Here is a 17,875-nt window from a genome sequence, read left to right as displayed (position 1 = left end):
ACGGGGGCTGGCGCGCGGGGTTCGCGGTGCTGGCGGTGTTTTCGCTTCTGTCGTGGCTGCTGATCTTTCTGCGTGTGCACGAGCCCGCACTGGCGCAAGCCGCCCAGGGTCCGCGCGAGTCGTGGGTGCAGGCGGCGGGGCGGTTTGGCAGCTTGCTCAAGGTGCCGCACACCTGGGGCATCCCGATCCTGGGCATGACCTGCTACGCCGCCTTCCTGACCCTGCGCGGCTTGTGGCTGGGGCCCCTGCTGATGGGGCGGTATGGGTTTTCGCTCATCGACAGCGGCAACGTGGCCCTGGTGCTGTCGATGCTCGCGCTGTTCGTGCCCGCCGCGTTTGGCCGCATGGACCCCGGGCCCACACGGCGGCGGCGCTGGATCACCCACTTTTCCCTGCTCATGGGCAGCCTGTTCCTGCTGCTGGCCTTCTGGCATCACGCCACTGCCAACGTGGCGCTGATCTTCCTCATGGGCCTGCTGTCGGGCTACGGCGTGCTGCAGTACGCGGACGTGCGTTCGTCCTACCCCGCTGAAATGACGGGCCGCGCGCTGTCGCTGTACACCATGTCCATGTTCCTGGGCGTGGCGCTGATGCAATCGCTCACGGGGCTGTTGGCCGCGTGGGCGCAGCGCCATGGCCACGAGCCCTACCAGGCGGTCATGGTCAGTATCGCGTGCATGCTGGCAGCGGCCTCGACCGCGTTTCGCTTCTTGCCGCGGTCGCCGTTGCTGGGGCGTGGTGCCGCCTGACTCCGTGGTGCCTACTGGCTCCAGGTGCCGGCGGTGCGGCTGAAGAAGTAAAGCGTAAATGCGGAGGCTTCGCTCCCCACATCCTGCGCCGCAGTGACCACGCTGTTTCCGTCCGCCGACACACCCACCGCCTCTCCGAATCGAATGACGTTGGGCCCGGCTGGGAACATGTGGGCCTGGGCTTGCCATGTGTTCTGGGTTCGTGCATAAACGAAAGCCATGCCCCGCACAGAGCCCACCGCCAGGGTTTCGCCATGGGCGGACAGGGCTGTGCGTCCGCCGAAGTAGCTCATTGGCTCGGTGCCGCCGACGACCGTGTTCACGGTGGCCTTCACATAAGCCTGCTGGCTCCAGCTGCCGCGGTCCTGGCTGAAGACATAGACGGCTCCAAAGGGCGATTGCGCGTTGTCTGATTGATTGCCACCGACGCCGGTGGCGCTGCTGCTCTCGAAGATGGCGCCGACGGCCAGGGTCGAGCCATCGGCCGAAAGGGACACCGACGTACCGAACCCGTCGCCAGCATCCGTGTTGCTGGCCTTGAGGTAAGCCTGCGGCGCCCAGGTGGAGCCGGTGCGGGCATAGGTGTGAACGGCGCCCGCAAAGACCGCCGAGGTGTCGTTCGCATGGCCGTTGACGCCAGTCGACTTGCTGTCGTCGCCGGTGGCGCCCACGGCCAGCAGATTTCCGTCGGCGGACAGGGCCACGTTGGCGCCGAAGTACTGCCCGTCGCAGGGCAGCGTGGCCCAATAAACAAGGTTGCACCAGGTGTTGTTGCGTGTCGGCGTGTTGCTGGCCTTGACATAGGCCTGCTGGCTCCAGTTTCCGCCGGTGCGGGCGAAGATATACACCGCGCCCGCGGCCAGGCTGTCGGTGTTGGCCTGATCGCCGTTGACGCCCCGGGCGTTGCTGGTCTCTCCGGTAGCGCTGACCGCCAGCGTGTTCCCATCGGCGGACAGCGCCAGCTGGGCGCCGAAGGAGGACGAGTGGCAGTAATCCTGGGCTGCGTTGTTGCAGGCTGGCGCACGCACATTGCTCGCCTGCAGTCGGGCCTGCGGCTGCCAGGCCTCGCCCACGGCGCTGCGCACGAAGACGTGGACGGCGCTGTCGTCAACGGCGGGCGTTGCTCGGGGCAAGGTGGTAGTGCTCACCGGGTCGGGCGCTCCGATCACCAGCGTCTTGAGGTCCGCTGAGACGAGCGCCGGGGTGCCAGCGGTGGGATCGAACGGCGCCAGCACGCTGCTGCCCTGGCGGTCAAAGAGGAAGTGCGCGCGCAGCGCGTCCGGTGCGAGCGTGGTGGCCCGGTAAGTGCAGATGGTGCCATCGCACACGCGCAGCCGGTAGGTAGCGTTCACCCGCTGGTGCAGCTGCTTGATTTCAAAGGTGTGCCGTGTGCCGGTGATCGCGGCGCCGGCCTGCGCCTCGGGCAGCGGACCCGGGCCGTCCGGGTCCTCCCAGAGCTCGTAGTGCGTGGCTGGGGCCGAGGGGCTCCAGACGAAGTCGTAGCGCTCCACCCCGTAGCGCAGGCTGAATTCCGCTGTGCCGATGGTGTCGAATGCTCCGTTGGGCGTCCCGGGAACCGGCACGGAGGTAGGTGTAGGGGCCAGCGGCGGTGGTTCGCTGACGTTGTCTCCATTGCCGCCGCCACAGGCGGAAAGAAGCAGCGACAACATCAGGCTGGTGCTTATGCCTGCCGCGCGCCAGCGTGGCGTGGCAAGGCCACCGAGGCTGTGCAGGGCCGCGTTGGCGGTGACGGAACTGAGCAAAGGTGTGATGTTAGACATGAGATCCCCTCAGTGGGCGGATAACTGCCTGGGCGGATGGATGCATCGTTGAAGGGACGGTGCTGCGCAAGCCCATGTTGACGGTCCCGCGCACGCGCCTCGGAAGAGGCAGCAGCACCCACGTTGCCCCGCGGACGTCTGACTTTTACTGCCGCGCAAAAAAAACCAGCGACATCGCCAGGCCGGTGGCCACGACTCCCGAGCGTAACACCGCCGGGGGCAGCTTGCGGGCCACCCGTGCCCCGCCGTAGCCCCCTGCGGTGGCGGCCACCATCATCATCAGCGCCTGCGGCCACAGCACCACGCCGCCAGCGGCGTAGATGGCCACGGCAATGGCGGTGAGCAGGGCCGACACCCAGTTTTTCAGGCCATTCATGGCGTTGAGGTTCGTCTGTCCCAGCAGGCCAAACAACGCCAGCAGCAAGATACCCAGCCCCCCGTTGAAGTAGCCGCCGTACGCGGCCACCGCCAGCACGCCCACGGTGGCCTTGGCGGTCGATGGGTGGCCGCCCGCCAGTGCCTTGCGCAACTGCGGCCCGAAGGCAAACAGCGCCGTGGCCGCGAGCAGCAGCCACGGCACCACGCGGCGGAAGGTGGCGTCGGGCGTGACCAGCAGCAGCGCGGCCCCGGCCGCGCCCCCGATGAGCGAGAGCACCACCAACAGGTGCATCGACAGCCCCGGCGGCGGGGCCGTGTCTTCGCGGAAACCCCATGCGCCGGCCATGTAGCCGGGCAGCAGGGCTGCCGTGCCCGTGGCATTGGCCACCACAGGCGGCACGCCGGTGAAGACGAGGGCGGGCAGGGTCAGAAAGCTGCCGCCCCCGGCGACGGCATTGAGGGCGCCCGCCAGGAAGGCGGCGGTCAGCAGTAAGGTGGTCTCGAACATGGTCACTCCCGTGTCCGATCCTAGCGGCTGCCTAGCGGCCCATTGGGCGGCCTTCGGTTGCAGGTGTTTTGCGCAGCACGGCGCCAGTTAGTGGTCAGTACAGGTAGACCGCTCCGTAGCTGGAGTAGGGCTCCATACCTGGAGTGATGTCGGCACTGCTGTTGTCGGACTGGTCGCCCTGGATGCTGGTGGCTTTGCTGTCTTCGCCGGTGGCGCCCACGGCCAGAGTGCGGCCGTCTCCCGACAACGCCACGCTGCGCCCGAAGCGGTCGCCCTGGTTGGTGTTGCTGGCCTTGAGGTAGGCGCGTTGTGTCCAGGCGGCGCTGCTGCGCTGGTACAGGTGCACGGCGCCGGCGTCGGGCACGGAGGTGTCCGCCCGGTCACCCTGGATACCGGTGGCACCGCTGGCATCGGCCCAGGTGCTCACGGCCAGGGTGTTGCCGTCGTTCGACAGCGCCAGGGTGAGGTACTCGTCCCGGCGGGCGCTCGGCCGCAGCGCGGCCTGCTCGGTCCAGGCGCCTTGGTTGCGCACAAACACCAGGGCGGAATCTGCGGTGCTTACCGCCAGCGTGTTGCCGTCGGCCGCCAGGGCCGTGCTCGGCACGACGAAGCCGCGCATCCGCACGCCCGGCAAGGGAAGGCGCGCCTGCTGCTTCCAGGTGCCCCCGTCGTTGGCAAGCACCAGAAGATCTTCGTCCGGCCAGCTGCGCAGTGCTACCGTGCGGCCGTCCGCAGCCATTGCAATGCTGGAGTCCACGTTCCAGGCGCTACCGAAGCCGGAAGCGTGGGGCGTGCTGACGTAGGCCTGCTGCCGCCAGGCGGCGTCCTGTAGCGAAAACACATACGCGGCCCGCGCAAACACTGTAGGGGACCCAGCGGATAGAGCTTCTTCGGAAGCCCTGGGGGCAATCACAGCCAGTTGCCTGCCGTCAGCCGAGAGGGACACGCCGCTGCCAAAGTGGGCGGAGTTCAGGTAGTAGTAGCCCTGTACATCCAGCCGGTATGTGGTGGCGGCGACGGTGTTGTCGGCCTTTACGTACGCCTGCTGCGCCCAGGTGGTGTCGCCGGTGCGCTGGAACACGTACACCGCCCCGGCACCGGGCGCCTGCGTGTTGTTCTGATCGCCGTTGATGCCGCGGGCGTTGCTGGCTTCGCCAGGGGCGCCCACGGCAAGGGTGTTGCCGTCGGCAGACAGCGAGACACTGGTGCCAAACAGCGCTCGGCCCATCGACGCGGGGTACGGCGCGGGGATGGGAATGGTTCGCGTGTTGCTGGCCTTGAGGTAGGCCTGCTGGCGCCAGCCGCTGGCCGAGCGGGTGAACACATAGACAGCGCCCGCACCGGGGACGGAGTTGTCGGCTTGGGCGCCCTCCACGCCGATCGCCTTGCTGGCCTCTCCGGGCGCGCCCACTGCGAGGGTGCTGCCGTCGGCCGAGAGTGCAACGCTGGCCCCGTATCCCTCCGTTTCGCCACTGTTGCTGGCCTTGAAATAGCCAATGGCCTTGGCCAGGTCGGGCACCAAGGCGGCAGTCCATGCGCCACAGCCGCTCGCGTCGCACGCGCGCACGCGGTAGCTGGCATTTACCCGTTCATGCAGCAGTTGGGATGCAACGCTGTGGGCATAGGAGGTGCTGCCGATCGTGCCACCAATCTGCACCTCGGGCTGAGGGCCTACAGCACCGTCGGGGTCCTCGAACAGTTCGTACCGCGTGGCGTTAGCGCTGGCGTTCCAGCCGAAGCTGTAGGTCTTGACGCCGTAGCCCACGGTGAATCCGGCAGGGACTTCGGGGCCGGAGGCCTCGGAGCCGCCGCATGCGGTCAAAGCAAGCCCCAGCGTCGCGGAGAGCAACAAGGTGCCCAGGGGGCGGAAGATCAAAGGCATTGGTGTTTCTTTCTCTGGGCGCGGTCAGTACAGGTACAGTGCGCCGTCGTACTGGTTGTCGGCCCCTACAGCCAGCGTGTTTCCATCGGCCGACAGGGCCAGGGTACGGCCGAAGGCGAGCGACCTCTTGGTGCTCACGGGTTTCACATAGGCGCGCTGGCCCCAGGTGCTGCCATCGCGGCGGTAGACATAGGCGGCTCCGGCCTGCCAGACGGTGTTGTCGGTCTGGTCGCCGTTGATGCCCGTGGCGCTGCTTGCCTCTTGGGGGGCGCCCACGGCCAGTGTGTTGCCGTCAAACGATAGCGCCAGGGCATTGCCGAACACGTCCCCGGTGTCGGTATTGCTGGCCTTGATATAGGCCTGCTGGCTCCAGCCGCTGCTGCCGCGCGTGTAGACGTAGGCGGCCCCGGCACCTTGTGCAGAGTTGTCACTCTGTACCCCCTGGATGCCTGCGGCCTTGCTGGCTTCGCCCAGCGCGCTCACAGCCAGCGTTGCACCGTTCCCCGAAAGGGCGAGGCGATAACCGAAAAAGTCGCTGGCGTCGGTATTGCTGGCCTTGATGTAGGCCTGCTGGCTCCAGACGCTGCTGCTTCGCGTGAACAGGTACACGGCCCCCGCCCTGTTTGCGGAGCGGTCTGCCTGGTTGCCGTTGACGCCCGTTGCCGCACTGCGCTCGCCCGGTGCACCCACTGCCAGCATGTTTCCGTCGGCCGACAGGGCCAGGCTGGTGCCAAATTGCTGTGCGTTGGCGATGACATTGGTGAACCCCGGGATCGTCACGTATTCGGGCGTCTGCTCGGTGTTGCTTGCCTTTACATACGCCTGCTGGCTCCAGGTGTTCTCAAAACGGCTGAACACGTAAACGGCCCCGGCGGTTGGCATCATGGAATTGGTCTGATCGCCATGGACACCCGTGGCGTTGCTGGATTCACCCACCGCGCTTACGGCCAGCGTGTTCCCATCGGCCGCAAGCGCAACACTCCATCCGAACGATTGGGCCACGCCGGTGTTGCTCGGTTTTACATAGGCCTGCTGAGTCCATTGGTTGGTGCTGCGGGTGAAGACGTACGCTGCTCCAGGGCTGCCCGGCTTGGAGGTGTCCCTCTGGTCGCCATTGATACCCGTGGCACCACCCCTTTCCCAGATGGAGCCCACGGCCAGCGTATTGCCGTCGGCCGACAGAGCCACGCTGAAACCAAACAGCGTATAGGTGGCGGTATTGCTGGCCTTGATGTACGCCTGCTGGATCCAGCTGCCACCGCTGCGCACAAATACCACCACAGCACCGGAGCCGGGCGCGGCGGTATTCGCCGCGTCCCCATTGATACCGGTGGCACTGCTGCGGTCATCCGATGCTCCCACCGCCAGGGTGCTGCCGTCGGCAGAGAGGGCCACGCTGCTGCCCCATCGGGCCGATAGGCCCGTGTGGTTGGGCTCGATCTGGCCAATGGATTTCGTGAGGTCGGGTACCAGCGCGGCGGTAAAGGCACCGCAGCCGCTGGCATCGCAGGCGCGCACGCGGTAGCTGGCATTCACCCGCTCGTGCAGCAACTGGGATGTCAGGCTGTGTGCGTAAGCGGTGTTTGTAAGCGCGCCCCCGATCTGCATCTCTGGCTGGGAGCCCGTTGCGCCATCGGGGTCCTCGAACAGTTCATACCGTGTGGCGTTGGTGCTGGGGTTCCAGCTGAAGTTGTAGGCCTTGACGTCATAGCCCACGGTGAAGCCCGTGGGGGACACAGGGCCTGAGGGCGCAGGATCAGAGGGCTCGGCGCTGCCGGAGCCACCGCAGGCCGTCAAAACCAGCGCCAGGGGCGCAGCGAGCAACAAGGCGCTCAGGCGCCGGGGGATCAATAGCATGGTGGGTTTCCTGGGGGTGATGGTGTGTTGCTGTCCGGCGGAATGGTGCGTGTGGGTCTCTCCCTGGTCAGTACAGGTACACCGCGCCAACGCCCGCCATGCCCCCGGCGGATATGACGGGAGCCCCGCTGTTGTCGGCCTGGTTGCCCTGGATGCCCGTAGCCAGACTGCCTTCGCCCGTTGCACCCGCGGCCATGGTGGTCCCATCTGCAGACAGTGCAATGCTGGCACCGAAGTGGTCCAAGGGGTCGGTGTTGCTGGCCTTCACATACGCCTTCTGCGTCCAGGCGCTGCCGCTGCGCTGAAATATGTATGCAGCGCCTGCGGCCCCGGCCGACAGCTCAGCCTGATTGGCGTTGAAGCCTTTGCCGCTGCCGGCTTCAGACGTCGAAGCCACGGCCAGCGTGTTGCCGTCGGCCGAAAGCGCCAGGCTCGATCCGAACGCGGCATTGACCCCGGCTTTGCTGGGCTTAATGAAGGCCTGCTGACTCCAATTGGAGTTGCTGCGTGTGAACACGTAGGCGGCGCCAGCACCTATCAGAGAGCGCGGACCGGGTGCCTTGTTGATCCCGTCCGTGTCGCTGGATTCCTTGGGTGCACCCACGGCCAGGGTGTTTCCGTCGGCCGACAGGGCAACGCTGTAGCCGAAGGAGTCGAACGCGTCCGCATTGCTGGATTTCACGTAGGCTTGCTGGCTCCATTGACCGTCGCCGTTGTGAACATACACGTAGGCGGCGCCTGAAAATAGGGCACCGGAGCCAGTCTGGGCGCCGTTGATGCCGCTAGAAGCGCCGTGCTCATGTTTGGACCCTACAGCCAGCGTACGCCCGTCTTCCGACAGCGCAAGGGCGCTGCCGAACTGGGTCTGTTCGGCGGTGTTGCTGGCCTTGATGTAGGCCTGCTGGGTCCAGCTGGCGGGGGTGCGGGCGAACACATACACGGCGCCAGCAAATGGCGCGGACGTGTCTTGCTGGTTGCCATTGATCCCTTTGGCATTGCTGGTGTCACCTGGCGCACTCACCGCCAGCACGCGGCCATCGGCGGACAGCGCCACGCTGCTGCCGAACTGGGCGGGGTAGCGCACGCCGAAGACCCCGAGGCCAATCACGATATCGGCCTTGGCCTGCGTATTGCTGGCCTTCACGTAGGCATGCTGGCTCCAGGCGCCGCTGCTTCGCGTGAAAACGTAGGCGGAACCTGCGCCGGGGGTCTGGGCATCCGTTTGGTTGCCATCAACGCCTCTGGCATTGCTGGACTCGTCGGGTGCACCCACGGCCAGCGTGTTGCCATCCGACGAGAGCGAAACGCTGGTGCCAAACCGGGCGGTGGCAAGTGGAATGCTGCCAAACAGGAGGACTTCCCGGTTGTTGCTGGCCTTGATATAGGCCTGCTGGCTCCATCCACCGGAGGACCGCGTGAAGACATACACGGCCCCGGCGGATCGGAGAGAGTCGTCGGCCTGGTCGCCATTGATGCCGGTAGATTTGCTGCCTTCATCAGGCGCCCCGACCGCGAGGGTGCTGCCATCGGCTGACAGCGTAACGCTAGCGCCGTACAAGCCCTTGCCCTGGTCACTGTTGCTGGCCTTGAAGTAGCCGATGGCCTTGGCCAGGTCGGGCACCACGGCGCTGGTGAAGGCGCCGCATCCGCTGGCATTGCAGGCGCGCAATCGGTAGTTGGCGTTCACACGCTCATGCAACAGTTGTGCGGCCAGGCTGTGCGCGTAACTGGTGGGGGCGATGGCTCCACCCACCTGGGCTTCGGGCAAGGGGCTGAGACCATCAGGGTCTTCAAACAATTCGTAGTGTGTGGCGCCAGCCGTGGCGTCCCAGTGGAAAAGGTAGCCCTTGGTGTCGTAGCTGACCGAGAAGCCTGAGGGGGCGGTTGCTTTGTCCAGGGACGCATCGCCACTGCCTCCACCGCAGGCGCTGATCGCCAAAGCAGCAACAACGTACGTTGTACTGAACTGAAAGGTGCGCAGCAGCCTGCGCAGTGCCTTCACATTTGGCAAGTGCATTCTTTCCAACTCCCTGAAAGTTGGAAACTTTTATACCATCTGGTAAAGGAACAGAAGAGGGAACAGAAGAAAATGATACCTTTTGTTTCCGGGGGCGCGTTGGTCTGGGTTCCAAAGACTGGGGCTGAGTGCCCCCCGAAACAGAGGAGCTATGGACCCGTGGCGTAAGGGTCTTCAAACCCCAGCTCGCGCAGGATGTCCGTCTCGTAGGTCTCCATCTCCTGCGCGTCCTCCTCGCTGGTCTCGTGGTCCCAACCCTGCGCATGCAGCGCCCCGTGCACCAGCATGTGGGCGTAGTGCTCTTCCAGGCTCTTGTTTTGCTCCTTCGCTTCGCGCTCGATCACCGGGGCGCACAGCACCAGGTCGGCCGTTACCAAGGGCTCCTGGGTGTAGTCGAAGGTGAGCACGTTGGTGGCGTAGTCCTTCTTGCGGTACTCGCGGTTGAGCTGCTGGCCTTCTTCGGCCCCTACGATGCGTACGGTGATCTCGGCATCGGTGGCCAGCGCGTGGCGAATCCAGCGGGTGACCTTGTGGCGTGGCAGCACGGCGCGGTGCGCGGTCGCGCCTTCAAACTTGCCGAACTGCAGCGACAGAGAGAGTTGGTTTAAAGACATTTTTGCTATTTTTGGCCGTCAGCGCTTGATGGATAAGCGCTGAAAGCTATCAAAATGATAGTGCTAGTCCCGGCTGCGAGAAGCCGGGGCGCGGCGCGGTGCGTCGTAGGCATCGACGATGCGCGCGACCAGCGGGTGGCGCACCACGTCGGCCGTGGTGAAGCGGGTGACGGAGATGCCCTTCACCCGCTTGAGCACCCGCTCTGCATCAATCAGGCCGCTCATGGCCCCCTTGGGCAGGTCGATCTGGCTCACGTCGCCCGTGACCACGGCCTTGGCGCCAAAGCCGATGCGGGTGAGGAACATCTTCATCTGTTCGGGCGTGGTGTTCTGCGCTTCGTCCAGGATCACGAAGGCGTTGTTCAGCGTGCGCCCGCGCATGAAGGCCAGCGGCGCGATTTCCAGCGCATTGCGCTCGAAGGCTTTCATCACCTTGTCGTAGCCCATCAGTTCGTACAGCGCGTCGTACAGCGGGCGCAGGTAGGGGTCCACCTTTTGCGCCAGATCGCCGGGCAGAAAACCCAGGCGCTCGCCCGCCTCGACCGCTGGGCGGGTCAGCACGATGCGCTGCACGGCGCTGCGCTCCAGCGCATCCACGGCGCAGGCCACGGCGAGATAGGTTTTGCCGGTGCCTGCAGGGCCGATGCCAAAGGTGATGTCGTGGCTGGCGATGTTTTCGAGGTACAGGTTCTGTGTGGGCGTGCGGCCGCGCAGGTCGGCCCGGCGGGTGTTGAGCACGATGGCGCCCTCGGGCGCCTCCACCAGGGCGCTGTCTCCGGCCAGCATGAGCTGCAGGTGGTCCTCGGTGATCGGGCGTTCGGCCATCTCGTACAGCGCCTGCAAAAGCTCCATCGCCTGCGTGGCCTTCGCTTTGGGGCCGTCCACCTTGAACTGCTCGTGCCGGTGCGCAATGCTCACCGAGAGGGCCACTTCGATGGTGCGCAGGTGCGCGTCGGCCGGGCCACACAGGTGCGTGAGCCGGGTGTTGTTGTGGGGGGTGAAGGTGTGGCGCAGGATCACGCGGATAATTCCCGTTGGATCGCCGCAGTGCGCGGCAAAGGACATCAATGATAGGCAAATTGACCGGCACCCTGCTGGAGAAGAATCCCCCCGAGGTGCTGTTGGACTGCCATGGCGTGGGCTATGAGGTGAATGTGCCCATGAGCACGTTCTACAACCTGCCCGCCGTGGGCGAGCGGGTGAGCCTGCTGACCCAGTTCATTGTGCGCGAAGACGCGCAGCTGCTGTATGGCTTTGCCACGGCGCCCGAGCGCCAGGCGTTCCGCGAGCTGATCAAGATATCGGGCGTGGGGCCGCGCACTGCGCTGTCCATCCTGAGCGGCATGGGCGTGGCGGATCTGGCCCAGGCCATCACGCTGCAGGAGGCAGGCCGCCTGGTCAAGGTGCCGGGCATTGGCAAGAAGACGGCCGAGCGGCTGCTGCTGGAGCTCAAGGGCAAGCTGGGGGCCGACATGGGCGCTGCCCACGGGCCCGCTGCCAGTGACGCACAGGCCGACATTCTGCAGGCACTGTTGGCTTTGGGCTACAACGACAAAGAGGCTGCGGCGGCCCTCAAGGCCCTGCCACCAGAGGTGGGTGTGAGCGATGGCATCAAACTGGCACTGAAGGCGTTGGCCAGGTAGTGCACTTGCGGGTTTGTTGCGGCAGTTGTTTTCGTGTTCAATGGCGGTTTTGACCGGAGCGAGGGAAAGAAATGAAAAATGGAATGATGTGGCGGATGGGCGTTGCCTGGGGTGCGGCGCTTGCCTTGTTGGCCGGATGCGGCGGAAGCGGTACCGAGGCCAGCGCGCAAAAGGCGGCCTCTGTGCTGATGGTGGATGGCTGGGTGCAGCCCGCCAGCGTGGATCAGGGTGTCTCGAACATCAAATCCCGCAGCGCGCTTGTCACAGCGCCCACGCCTTCCCGGGTGAGCCTGGGAGCCTTGGATGCCTCCAAGACGGCTTCGCTGGGTGGCGGTATCGGCCCACGCCAGGTGGGTACAGCGCGCGATGTGGTTGCCACCCGCGCCGCAGCCCAGACACAGCAGCAGTTGCAGTGGAAGCCCACCGCCACTGGCGGTAAGGTGGCTGCTATCAGTTTTTCGGCCGAAGGTGCGTACGGATTGCGCCTGGGCGTAGTGGTCAAGGCGCTGCCACAAGGCACAGTGCTGCGTGTGTACAGCCAGGCCAACGCCTCCAAGGTGTTCCAGATTTCCGGCCAGGAAGTGCTGCAGCGCATTGAGCGCAATGCGCAGGCGGGCGACACCACCCTGGACGGTCAGACCTGGTGGACGCCCGATACCGGATCGGACGAGGCCACGCTGGAGCTGGAGCTGCCCGTAGGTGCGGATGCCAGCACGGTGGACATCTCGGTGCCGCGCGTGTCGCACATCTTCGAGAACCTGTCGATCCCTACGGAGGCAGAACTCTCCACCAAGATCAATGAATCGGCTTCGTGCCACCTGGATGCCACTTGCTACGATACCTATGCGACCGAGCGCAATGCCGTGGCGCGCATGTTGTTCACGTCCGGTGCCAACACCTATCTGTGCACGGGCACATTGCTCAATGACAGCCGGTCTTCTGGCACGCCGTATTTCTTGACGGCCAACCACTGCATCTCCAAGCAGTCCGAAGCTGCCTCGCTGCAGACCGACTGGTTCTTCCGTTCGCCAACGTGCAACAGCCGCACCCTGTCGAGTGCTACCGTCCAGCGCGTCAACGGCGCATCGCTGCTCTACGCCTCGGGTGCCATGGACATGGCCCTGCTGCAGCTGAACGACACACCTCCTGCAGGGGCCGTCTTTGCCGGTTGGGATGCGGGCACCCAGGCTTTGAGCACACCTGTGGTGGGCCTGCACCATCCCCGGGGCGACCTGCTCAAGGTCAGCCTGGGTACGTTGAACAGCCTGATTTCCTGCACTCCCACCAGTGAAACCCAGTTCCAGTGCAGCGGCACAACGGGCAACTACTACCAGGTGAACTGGACCCAGGGCACCACCGAAGGTGGCAGCAGTGGCTCGGCCTTGTTCAAGGGTGGCACACATGTGATCGGCACGCTCTACGGCGGCGGTTCCAGCTGCACGGCCACCACGGTCCCCGATTACTATGGCCGTTTTGACGTGGCGTTCAACGCAGCGCTCAAGAACTGGCTGTCGTCTGCCACGCCACCCACTGGCCCCACGGGGCGGGTGCCTGTCTATCGCTTCTACAACAGCGCTGGCCTGGAGCATTTCTACACCAGCAATGTTGGCGAGCGGGATCTCCTGATCAAACAGTTTGGATCGAACTTCATCTACGAAGGTCCGATCTTCTACGCTTACCCCGTTGAAGGCTCCAACCAAGACTCCAATCTGTTCCCCGTGTACCGCCTGGTCGATCTGGCGCGGAAGATGCATCTCTACACGGCCAACCCGGCAGAGCGTGATGGTCTGATCCGTGCTTTCCCCACTGTGGCGCTGGAAGGCACCGCATGGTGGGGGCAGGCTGCACCGGGCAATGGTGCTATGCCTGTCTACCGCTACTTCAACCGCAGCACGAACACCTACTTCTACACAACCAGTGCAGCGGAGCGCAACTACATCAACGCCAACCTGAGCCAGCAGTACCTTGAAGAAGGCATTGGCTTTTATGTCTGGGCGGACAAGTAACCGCGCTGCATGACCATCCAGACCGACGACTTCGCCCCCGCCCCCGCAAAACGCGTCATTTCGGCCGTGCCCGCATCGCCCCAGGAGGAGGCGATTGAGCGCGCGCTGCGCCCCAAGCTCCTGCAGGAGTACGTGGGCCAGGCGAAGGCGCGCGAGCAGCTGGAGATCTTCATCGGCGCGGCGAGGAAGCGGGGCGAGGCGTTGGACCATGTGCTGCTGTTTGGCCCGCCCGGTCTGGGCAAGACCACGCTCAGCCACATCATTGCGGCTGAGCTGGGGGTCAACCTGCGCCAGACCAGTGGCCCTGTGCTCGAAAAACCCAAGGACCTGGCGGCGCTGCTGACCAACCTCGAAAAGAACGACGTTCTTTTCATTGACGAGATCCACCGCCTGTCGCCTGTGGTGGAGGAAATTCTCTACCCCGCGCTGGAGGACTACCAGATCGACATCATGATCGGCGAGGGTCCTGCGGCGCGCAGCATCAAGCTCGACCTGCAGCCCTTCACGCTGGTGGGCGCCACCACACGTGCGGGCATGTTGACCAACCCGCTGCGCGACCGCTTTGGCATCGTGGCGCGGCTGGAGTTCTACACAGCCGAAGAGCTGGCGCGCATTGTCAAGCGCAGCGCGGGGCTGCTCAATGCGCCCATGGATGAAGAAGGCGGCTTCGAGATCGCCCGCCGCTCGCGCGGTACGCCGCGCATTGCCAACCGGCTGCTGCGCCGCGTGCGCGACTACGCCGAGGTCAAGGGCGACGGGCGCATCACCAAACCCATTGCCGACAAGGCGCTGGCCATGCTGGATGTGGACCCACAGGGTTTTGACGTGATGGACCGCAAGCTGCTGGAGGCGGTCATCCACCGCTTTGATGGCGGCCCTGTGGGGCTGGACAACATTGCCGCCAGCATCGGGGAAGAGGCGGGCACCATCGAAGACGTGATCGAGCCCTACCTCATCCAGCAAGGCTTTTTGCAGCGTACGCCGCGTGGGCGCATTGCCACGCTGGCGGCGTTCCGACATCTGGGGGTGGCGCCGCCCAAGGCGGCTGGCGGGCTGTTTTCTGAATGACGGAAGGCACAGCGCATGGCAACCAGGGCAGATCTGTGAATAGGCGCTGGTTTGCTGTTGTGTTGGGCGCTATCGTGCTGGTGGTGGCTGCCTTCACCGGGGTGATGGCGCTGCGTGGTCCGCAGGTCGATGCCCTGTTGGTGCAGTCGGCGCCGCTGGTGCGCACGCTGCAGTTTTCGGCGCGCGTGGCCACGTTTTCGCGGGTGGATGTGGGCAGCACCATCACCGGCCGCGTGGCCGAGGTGCGGGTGGCAGAAGGCGCGCAGGTGCGCCAGGGCGACGTGCTGGTGCAGCTGGAGTCCGACGAGCTCGCGGCGGCGCTGGCGCAGGCCGTGGCGGCCGAGCGCCAGGCGCAGTCCCGCTTGGTGGGCCTGCGCAGTAGCGGCCGCAGCGCTGCACAGGCAGCGCGCGCGCAGGCCAATGCCACCCTGCAAGCGGCCAGCGCCAGTCTGGCGCGGGTGCAGCAGCTGGTGGCCCAGGGGTTCTATAGCGCCGCGCAGCTCGATGAGGCGCAGCGCGCCGTCGATGTGGCCCAGGCGCAGCAATTGAGCGCGCAGGCACAGGTCCAGGCCAACGCCGATGCGGGCACTGACGTGGTCCAGGCGCAGGCGCAGCTGGCGCTGGCCCAAGCGGCCACCGTGGCGGCCCAGGCCCGCCTGGCGCAGACCACGCTGGTAGCCCCGGCCGATGCCCGCGTGCTGGTGCGCGACGTCGAGCCCGGGCAGATCGTGCAGCCTGGCAAGGCCTTGCTCAGCCTTGCGCTGGCCGGGCCCACCCAGCTGGTGGCCCAGGTGGACGAACGTTTTCTGGACCAGTTGCTGCCGGGTCAAAAGGCCTCGGTGGTGGCCGATGCCTTTGCGGGCCAGCGTTTTGCAGCACGTGTGCTCACCATCGCACCCTCGGTGGATGCCCAGCGCGGTGCCATCGAGGTGAAGTTTGCGCTGGAGCAGCAGGCCCCCGCCTTTCTGCGCGAGGACATGACCTTATCGGTCGAGGTAGAGACTGCGCGGCGCGAGCGGACCCTGGTACTGCCCCAGGCTGCCCTGCGCGGCCCGGTGGAGGGCGACCAGGCGACGGTGCTGGTGTTGCAGGAGGGGCGCGCCCAGGCCCGCCCCGTGCGGCTGGGGCTGCGCACACTGGACGCGGTCGAGGTGCTGGACGGCCTGGCCGAAGGCGACACCGTGCTGCGGGGCGGCGCCGTGCAGGCGGGCGACCGCGTACGTGCCCGCACGGTGGAGTGGAGTGCGGGCTCCGCCGCAGCCGGTGCAGCCCAAGGTCAAGCGCAAGGTGCTGACGCCGGTGCTGCCCTCACCAACGCCATGGGCCGCTGAGTCGCCATGTGGGTCTGGCCCGGCTTCGAGTTGCGCGTGGCGCTGCGGTTTCTGCGCGAGGGGCGCATGCAGACCGTGCTCATCATCGTGGGCGTGGCGGCAGGTGTGGCAGTCATTGCCTACATCTCGGCGCTGATCAGTGGTCTGCAGTCGAACACCCTGGCCAAAACACTGGGCGCCCAGGCGCACATCACCCTGCGGGCGCCGGACGACCTGGTCATACCGGCAGCCCCTGCCTTGCCTGGGACCGCTGCGCTGACCGAAACCCAACCGCGTGCCCAGCGCCTGCGGTCCGTGGCCAACTGGCAGGCGCTGGTGCCGCTGTTGGAGCGCCTGCCCGAAGTCGCCGGGGTGTCGCCCATGGTGTCCGGTTCGGGCCTGGCGCTGCGCGGCGAGGCATCGCAGGCCATTGCCCTGATGGGCGTGGACCTGGATCGCTATGACCGCGTGGTGGGGCTGCGCTCCAAGGTGGTCAGTGGCACGGCGCGGTTGTCACCGGGCGAGGCCATTGTGGGCCGCGAGCTGGCCTCCGACCTGGGCGTGCGCGTGGGAGACCGCCTCACCGTGCAGACCAGCGGCGCGGGCGGCACGGTGAGTGATTCGGTGCGCGTCACCGCGCTGGTGGACCTGGGGGTGAAAGACCTGAACCGGCGCACCGTGATCGTGCCGCTGCGCGCGGCGCAAAGCCTGCTGGCGCTGCCGGGGGGCGCCAGCCAGCTCGACCTGACCTTGAAGGACGTGTGGGTGGCACAGACCCTGGCGCGTGCGTTGCAAACGCAGTTCCCCTACAAGATCGAGAGCTGGCAAGAGAGTAATGCCCAGCTGGTGTCAGCGCTCAATGCGCAGTCCATCAGCACCTCCATCATCCGGGGCGTGGTGTTGGCGGTGGTGGTGCTGGGCATTGCCAGCGTGCTGGTGGTGTCGGTGGTGCAAAAGGGCCGCGAGATCGGCATCCTGCGCGCCATGGGCGCCACGCGGGGCCAGGTGCTGCGCGTGTTTCTGGTGCAGGGCGCCGTGGTGGGTGCGCTGGGCTCGGTGCTGGGCCTGCTGCTGGCGGTGGGGCTGATCTGGGTGTTCACGCATTTTGTGCGGGGCTCGGATGGCTTGCCGTTGTTTTCGATCGCGCTGCCGCTGGGCATGGCATTGCAGATTGCACTCATTGCTTCGGTGTGTGGTGTGCTGGCGGCGGTGGCGCCTGCGCGGCGGGCAGCGGCGCTGGACCCAGCGCAAGCCATCAGGATGTGATGAACCAACCCGCCGCCCCCGAACTGATCACGCTCGATGCCGTGCGCAAGAGCTACAACCTGGGCCGCCCCAGCGAGGCCGAGGTACTGCACGGCATCGACCTGCAGGTGCGCCGGGGCGAGTTCATCGCGCTGATGGGGCCTTCGGGCTCGGGCAAGAGCACGCTGCTCAACATCCTGGGCTTGCTCGAACGCATGACGACGGGCAGCTATCTGCTGGACGGCGAGGCGGTGCAGGGCCTGGACGATGCGGCCCTGACCCTGCGCCGGCGCAGCACCCTGGGCTTTGTCTTTCAATTCCACCACCTGCTGCCTGCTTTCTCCGCGCTGGAGAACGTGACGCTGCCGGCCCTCATGGCTGAAGGCCGCGTCAGCCCCGCCCACCGCGATCACGCGCGCAGCCTGCTCGACGCCGTGGGCCTGGCCCAGGCCATGGACAAGCGCCCCGCAGAGCTGTCAGGCGGCATGCAGCAGCGCGTGGCCATTGCGCGCGCGCTGGTCATGAACCCGCCGCTGGTGCTGGCCGATGAGCCCACGGGCAACCTGGACACCGCGTCCTCTGCCGAAGTGTTTGCCCTGCTGCGCCGTATCCATGCCGAGCGGGGCACGAGTTTTGTCGTGGTCACGCACGACCCCCGGCTGGCCGCGCGCTGCGACCGGCTGGTGGAGCTGATCGACGGCCGGATTGCCCGCGACGAGGCCATCACTGTGGGCGTGGAGCCTGCGCCCAGTGGGTGAGCTGCAGGCAGGTGATTTGCTATCAAATAAATAGCTATTTGAGCTTGATGCTGAAGCGC

At 66.0% G+C, this 17,875-nt stretch carries 14 protein-coding genes; 7 read left to right on the top strand and 7 right to left on the bottom strand.

The features are described from left to right. A partial coding sequence (locus NFX52_RS10565; RefSeq protein ID WP_252635631.1) for an MFS transporter occupies positions 1 to 749 on the top strand: 749 nt, incomplete at its 5' end. Between the two features lie 11 nt (positions 750 to 760). Here NFX52_RS10565 and NFX52_RS10560 read toward each other — a convergent pair. The 7 genes from NFX52_RS10560 to NFX52_RS10530 all read right to left on the bottom strand — a co-directional run bounded on the left by NFX52_RS10560 (position 761) and on the right by NFX52_RS10530 (position 10,806). Further along, a complete protein-coding gene (locus NFX52_RS10560) occupies positions 761 to 2,530 on the bottom strand; it encodes an FG-GAP repeat protein (protein WP_055396378.1) in 1,770 nt (589 codons plus the stop codon). A gap of 145 nt (positions 2,531 to 2,675) precedes the next feature. After that, on the bottom strand, positions 2,676 to 3,416 hold the full coding sequence (locus tag NFX52_RS10555; RefSeq protein ID WP_207401910.1) for a sulfite exporter TauE/SafE family protein: 741 nt from the start codon (positions 3,414 to 3,416) through the stop codon (positions 2,676 to 2,678). Positions 3,417 to 3,510: 94 nt separating this feature from the next. Beyond that, on the bottom strand, positions 3,511 to 5,298 hold the full coding sequence (locus NFX52_RS10550; protein WP_055396382.1) for an FG-GAP repeat protein: 1,788 nt from the start codon (positions 5,296 to 5,298) through the stop codon (positions 3,511 to 3,513). 24 nt (positions 5,299 to 5,322) lie between these two features. After that, the gene (locus NFX52_RS10545; protein ID WP_055396384.1) at positions 5,323 to 7,155 is read right to left on the bottom strand and encodes a hypothetical protein; all 1,833 of its coding nucleotides are present in this window, start codon (positions 7,153 to 7,155) and stop codon (positions 5,323 to 5,325) included. A gap of 67 nt (positions 7,156 to 7,222) precedes the next feature. Beyond that, positions 7,223 to 9,172 carry an FG-GAP repeat protein gene (locus NFX52_RS10540; RefSeq protein WP_055396386.1) on the bottom strand — a complete coding sequence of 650 codons (1,950 nt, stop codon included), beginning with the start codon at positions 9,170 to 9,172 and terminating at the stop codon, positions 7,223 to 7,225. Between the two features lie 149 nt (positions 9,173 to 9,321). After that, a complete protein-coding gene (gene ybeY / locus NFX52_RS10535; protein WP_055396388.1) occupies positions 9,322 to 9,786 on the bottom strand; it encodes an rRNA maturation RNase YbeY in 465 nt (154 codons plus the stop codon). Positions 9,787 to 9,849: 63 nt separating this feature from the next. Continuing rightward, positions 9,850 to 10,806, bottom strand: a complete 957-nt coding sequence (locus NFX52_RS10530) for a PhoH family protein (RefSeq protein WP_055396485.1) — start codon at positions 10,804 to 10,806, stop codon at positions 9,850 to 9,852. 47 nt (positions 10,807 to 10,853) lie between these two features. Here NFX52_RS10530 and ruvA point away from each other — a divergent pair, with 47 nt between their 5' ends. The 6 genes from ruvA to NFX52_RS10500 all read left to right on the top strand — a co-directional run bounded on the left by ruvA (position 10,854) and on the right by NFX52_RS10500 (position 17,816). Then, positions 10,854 to 11,429 carry a Holliday junction branch migration protein RuvA gene (ruvA, locus tag NFX52_RS10525; protein ID WP_055396390.1) on the top strand — a complete coding sequence of 192 codons (576 nt, stop codon included), beginning with the start codon at positions 10,854 to 10,856 and terminating at the stop codon, positions 11,427 to 11,429. 71 nt (positions 11,430 to 11,500) lie between these two features. Beyond that, positions 11,501 to 13,435: a trypsin-like peptidase domain-containing protein gene (locus NFX52_RS10520; protein WP_238385535.1), complete on the top strand. Its 1,935-nt coding sequence runs from the start codon at positions 11,501 to 11,503 to the stop codon at positions 13,433 to 13,435. 9 nt (positions 13,436 to 13,444) lie between these two features. Beyond that, positions 13,445 to 14,503 (top strand): Holliday junction branch migration DNA helicase RuvB, encoded by a 1,059-nt coding sequence (gene ruvB / locus NFX52_RS10515; RefSeq protein WP_055396394.1) that lies wholly within the window; start codon positions 13,445 to 13,447, stop codon positions 14,501 to 14,503. Positions 14,504 to 14,562: 59 nt separating this feature from the next. Then, positions 14,563 to 15,834 carry an efflux RND transporter periplasmic adaptor subunit gene (locus NFX52_RS10510; protein WP_238385536.1) on the top strand — a complete coding sequence of 424 codons (1,272 nt, stop codon included), beginning with the start codon at positions 14,563 to 14,565 and terminating at the stop codon, positions 15,832 to 15,834. Between the two features lie 6 nt (positions 15,835 to 15,840). Further along, positions 15,841 to 17,079 carry an ABC transporter permease gene (locus NFX52_RS10505; protein ID WP_055396396.1) on the top strand — a complete coding sequence of 413 codons (1,239 nt, stop codon included), beginning with the start codon at positions 15,841 to 15,843 and terminating at the stop codon, positions 17,077 to 17,079. Then, complete coding sequence (locus tag NFX52_RS10500) at positions 17,079 to 17,816, top strand: ABC transporter ATP-binding protein (protein ID WP_055396398.1); 738 nt, start codon at positions 17,079 to 17,081, stop codon at positions 17,814 to 17,816. The genes NFX52_RS10505 and NFX52_RS10500 overlap by 1 nt, the downstream gene beginning before the upstream one ends. Positions 17,817 to 17,875: the final 59 nt, after the last annotated feature.

This window comes from Acidovorax facilis, assembly GCF_023913775.1.
Lineage (GTDB): Bacteria > Pseudomonadota > Gammaproteobacteria > Burkholderiales > Burkholderiaceae_C > Acidovorax > Acidovorax facilis.
Note: the sequence above shows the minus strand (reverse complement) of the source record. Positions and strands in the feature narration are given on the sequence as shown.

What these genes read in the sequence shown, in the direction of transcription:
- NFX52_RS10500 (WP_055396398.1), top strand. Translation starts at nt 17,079, where the DNA reads ATGAACCAACCCGCCGCCCCCGAACTGATCACGCTCGATGCCGTGCGC.
- NFX52_RS10555 (WP_207401910.1), bottom strand. Translation starts at nt 3,416, where the DNA reads ATGTTCGAGACCACCTTACTGCTGACCGCCGCCTTCCTGGCGGGCGCC.
- ruvA (WP_055396390.1), top strand. Translation starts at nt 10,854, where the DNA reads ATGATAGGCAAATTGACCGGCACCCTGCTGGAGAAGAATCCCCCCGAG.
- NFX52_RS10550 (WP_055396382.1), bottom strand. Translation starts at nt 5,298, where the DNA reads ATGCCTTTGATCTTCCGCCCCCTGGGCACCTTGTTGCTCTCCGCGACG.
- NFX52_RS10520 (WP_238385535.1), top strand. Translation starts at nt 11,501, where the DNA reads ATGAAAAATGGAATGATGTGGCGGATGGGCGTTGCCTGGGGTGCGGCG.
- ybeY (WP_055396388.1), bottom strand. Translation starts at nt 9,786, where the DNA reads ATGTCTTTAAACCAACTCTCTCTGTCGCTGCAGTTCGGCAAGTTTGAA.
- NFX52_RS10545 (WP_055396384.1), bottom strand. Translation starts at nt 7,155, where the DNA reads ATGCTATTGATCCCCCGGCGCCTGAGCGCCTTGTTGCTCGCTGCGCCC.
- NFX52_RS10560 (WP_055396378.1), bottom strand. Translation starts at nt 2,530, where the DNA reads ATGTCTAACATCACACCTTTGCTCAGTTCCGTCACCGCCAACGCGGCC.
- NFX52_RS10540 (WP_055396386.1), bottom strand. Translation starts at nt 9,172, where the DNA reads ATGCACTTGCCAAATGTGAAGGCACTGCGCAGGCTGCTGCGCACCTTT.
- NFX52_RS10505 (WP_055396396.1), top strand. Translation starts at nt 15,841, where the DNA reads ATGTGGGTCTGGCCCGGCTTCGAGTTGCGCGTGGCGCTGCGGTTTCTG.
- ruvB (WP_055396394.1), top strand. Translation starts at nt 13,445, where the DNA reads ATGACCATCCAGACCGACGACTTCGCCCCCGCCCCCGCAAAACGCGTC.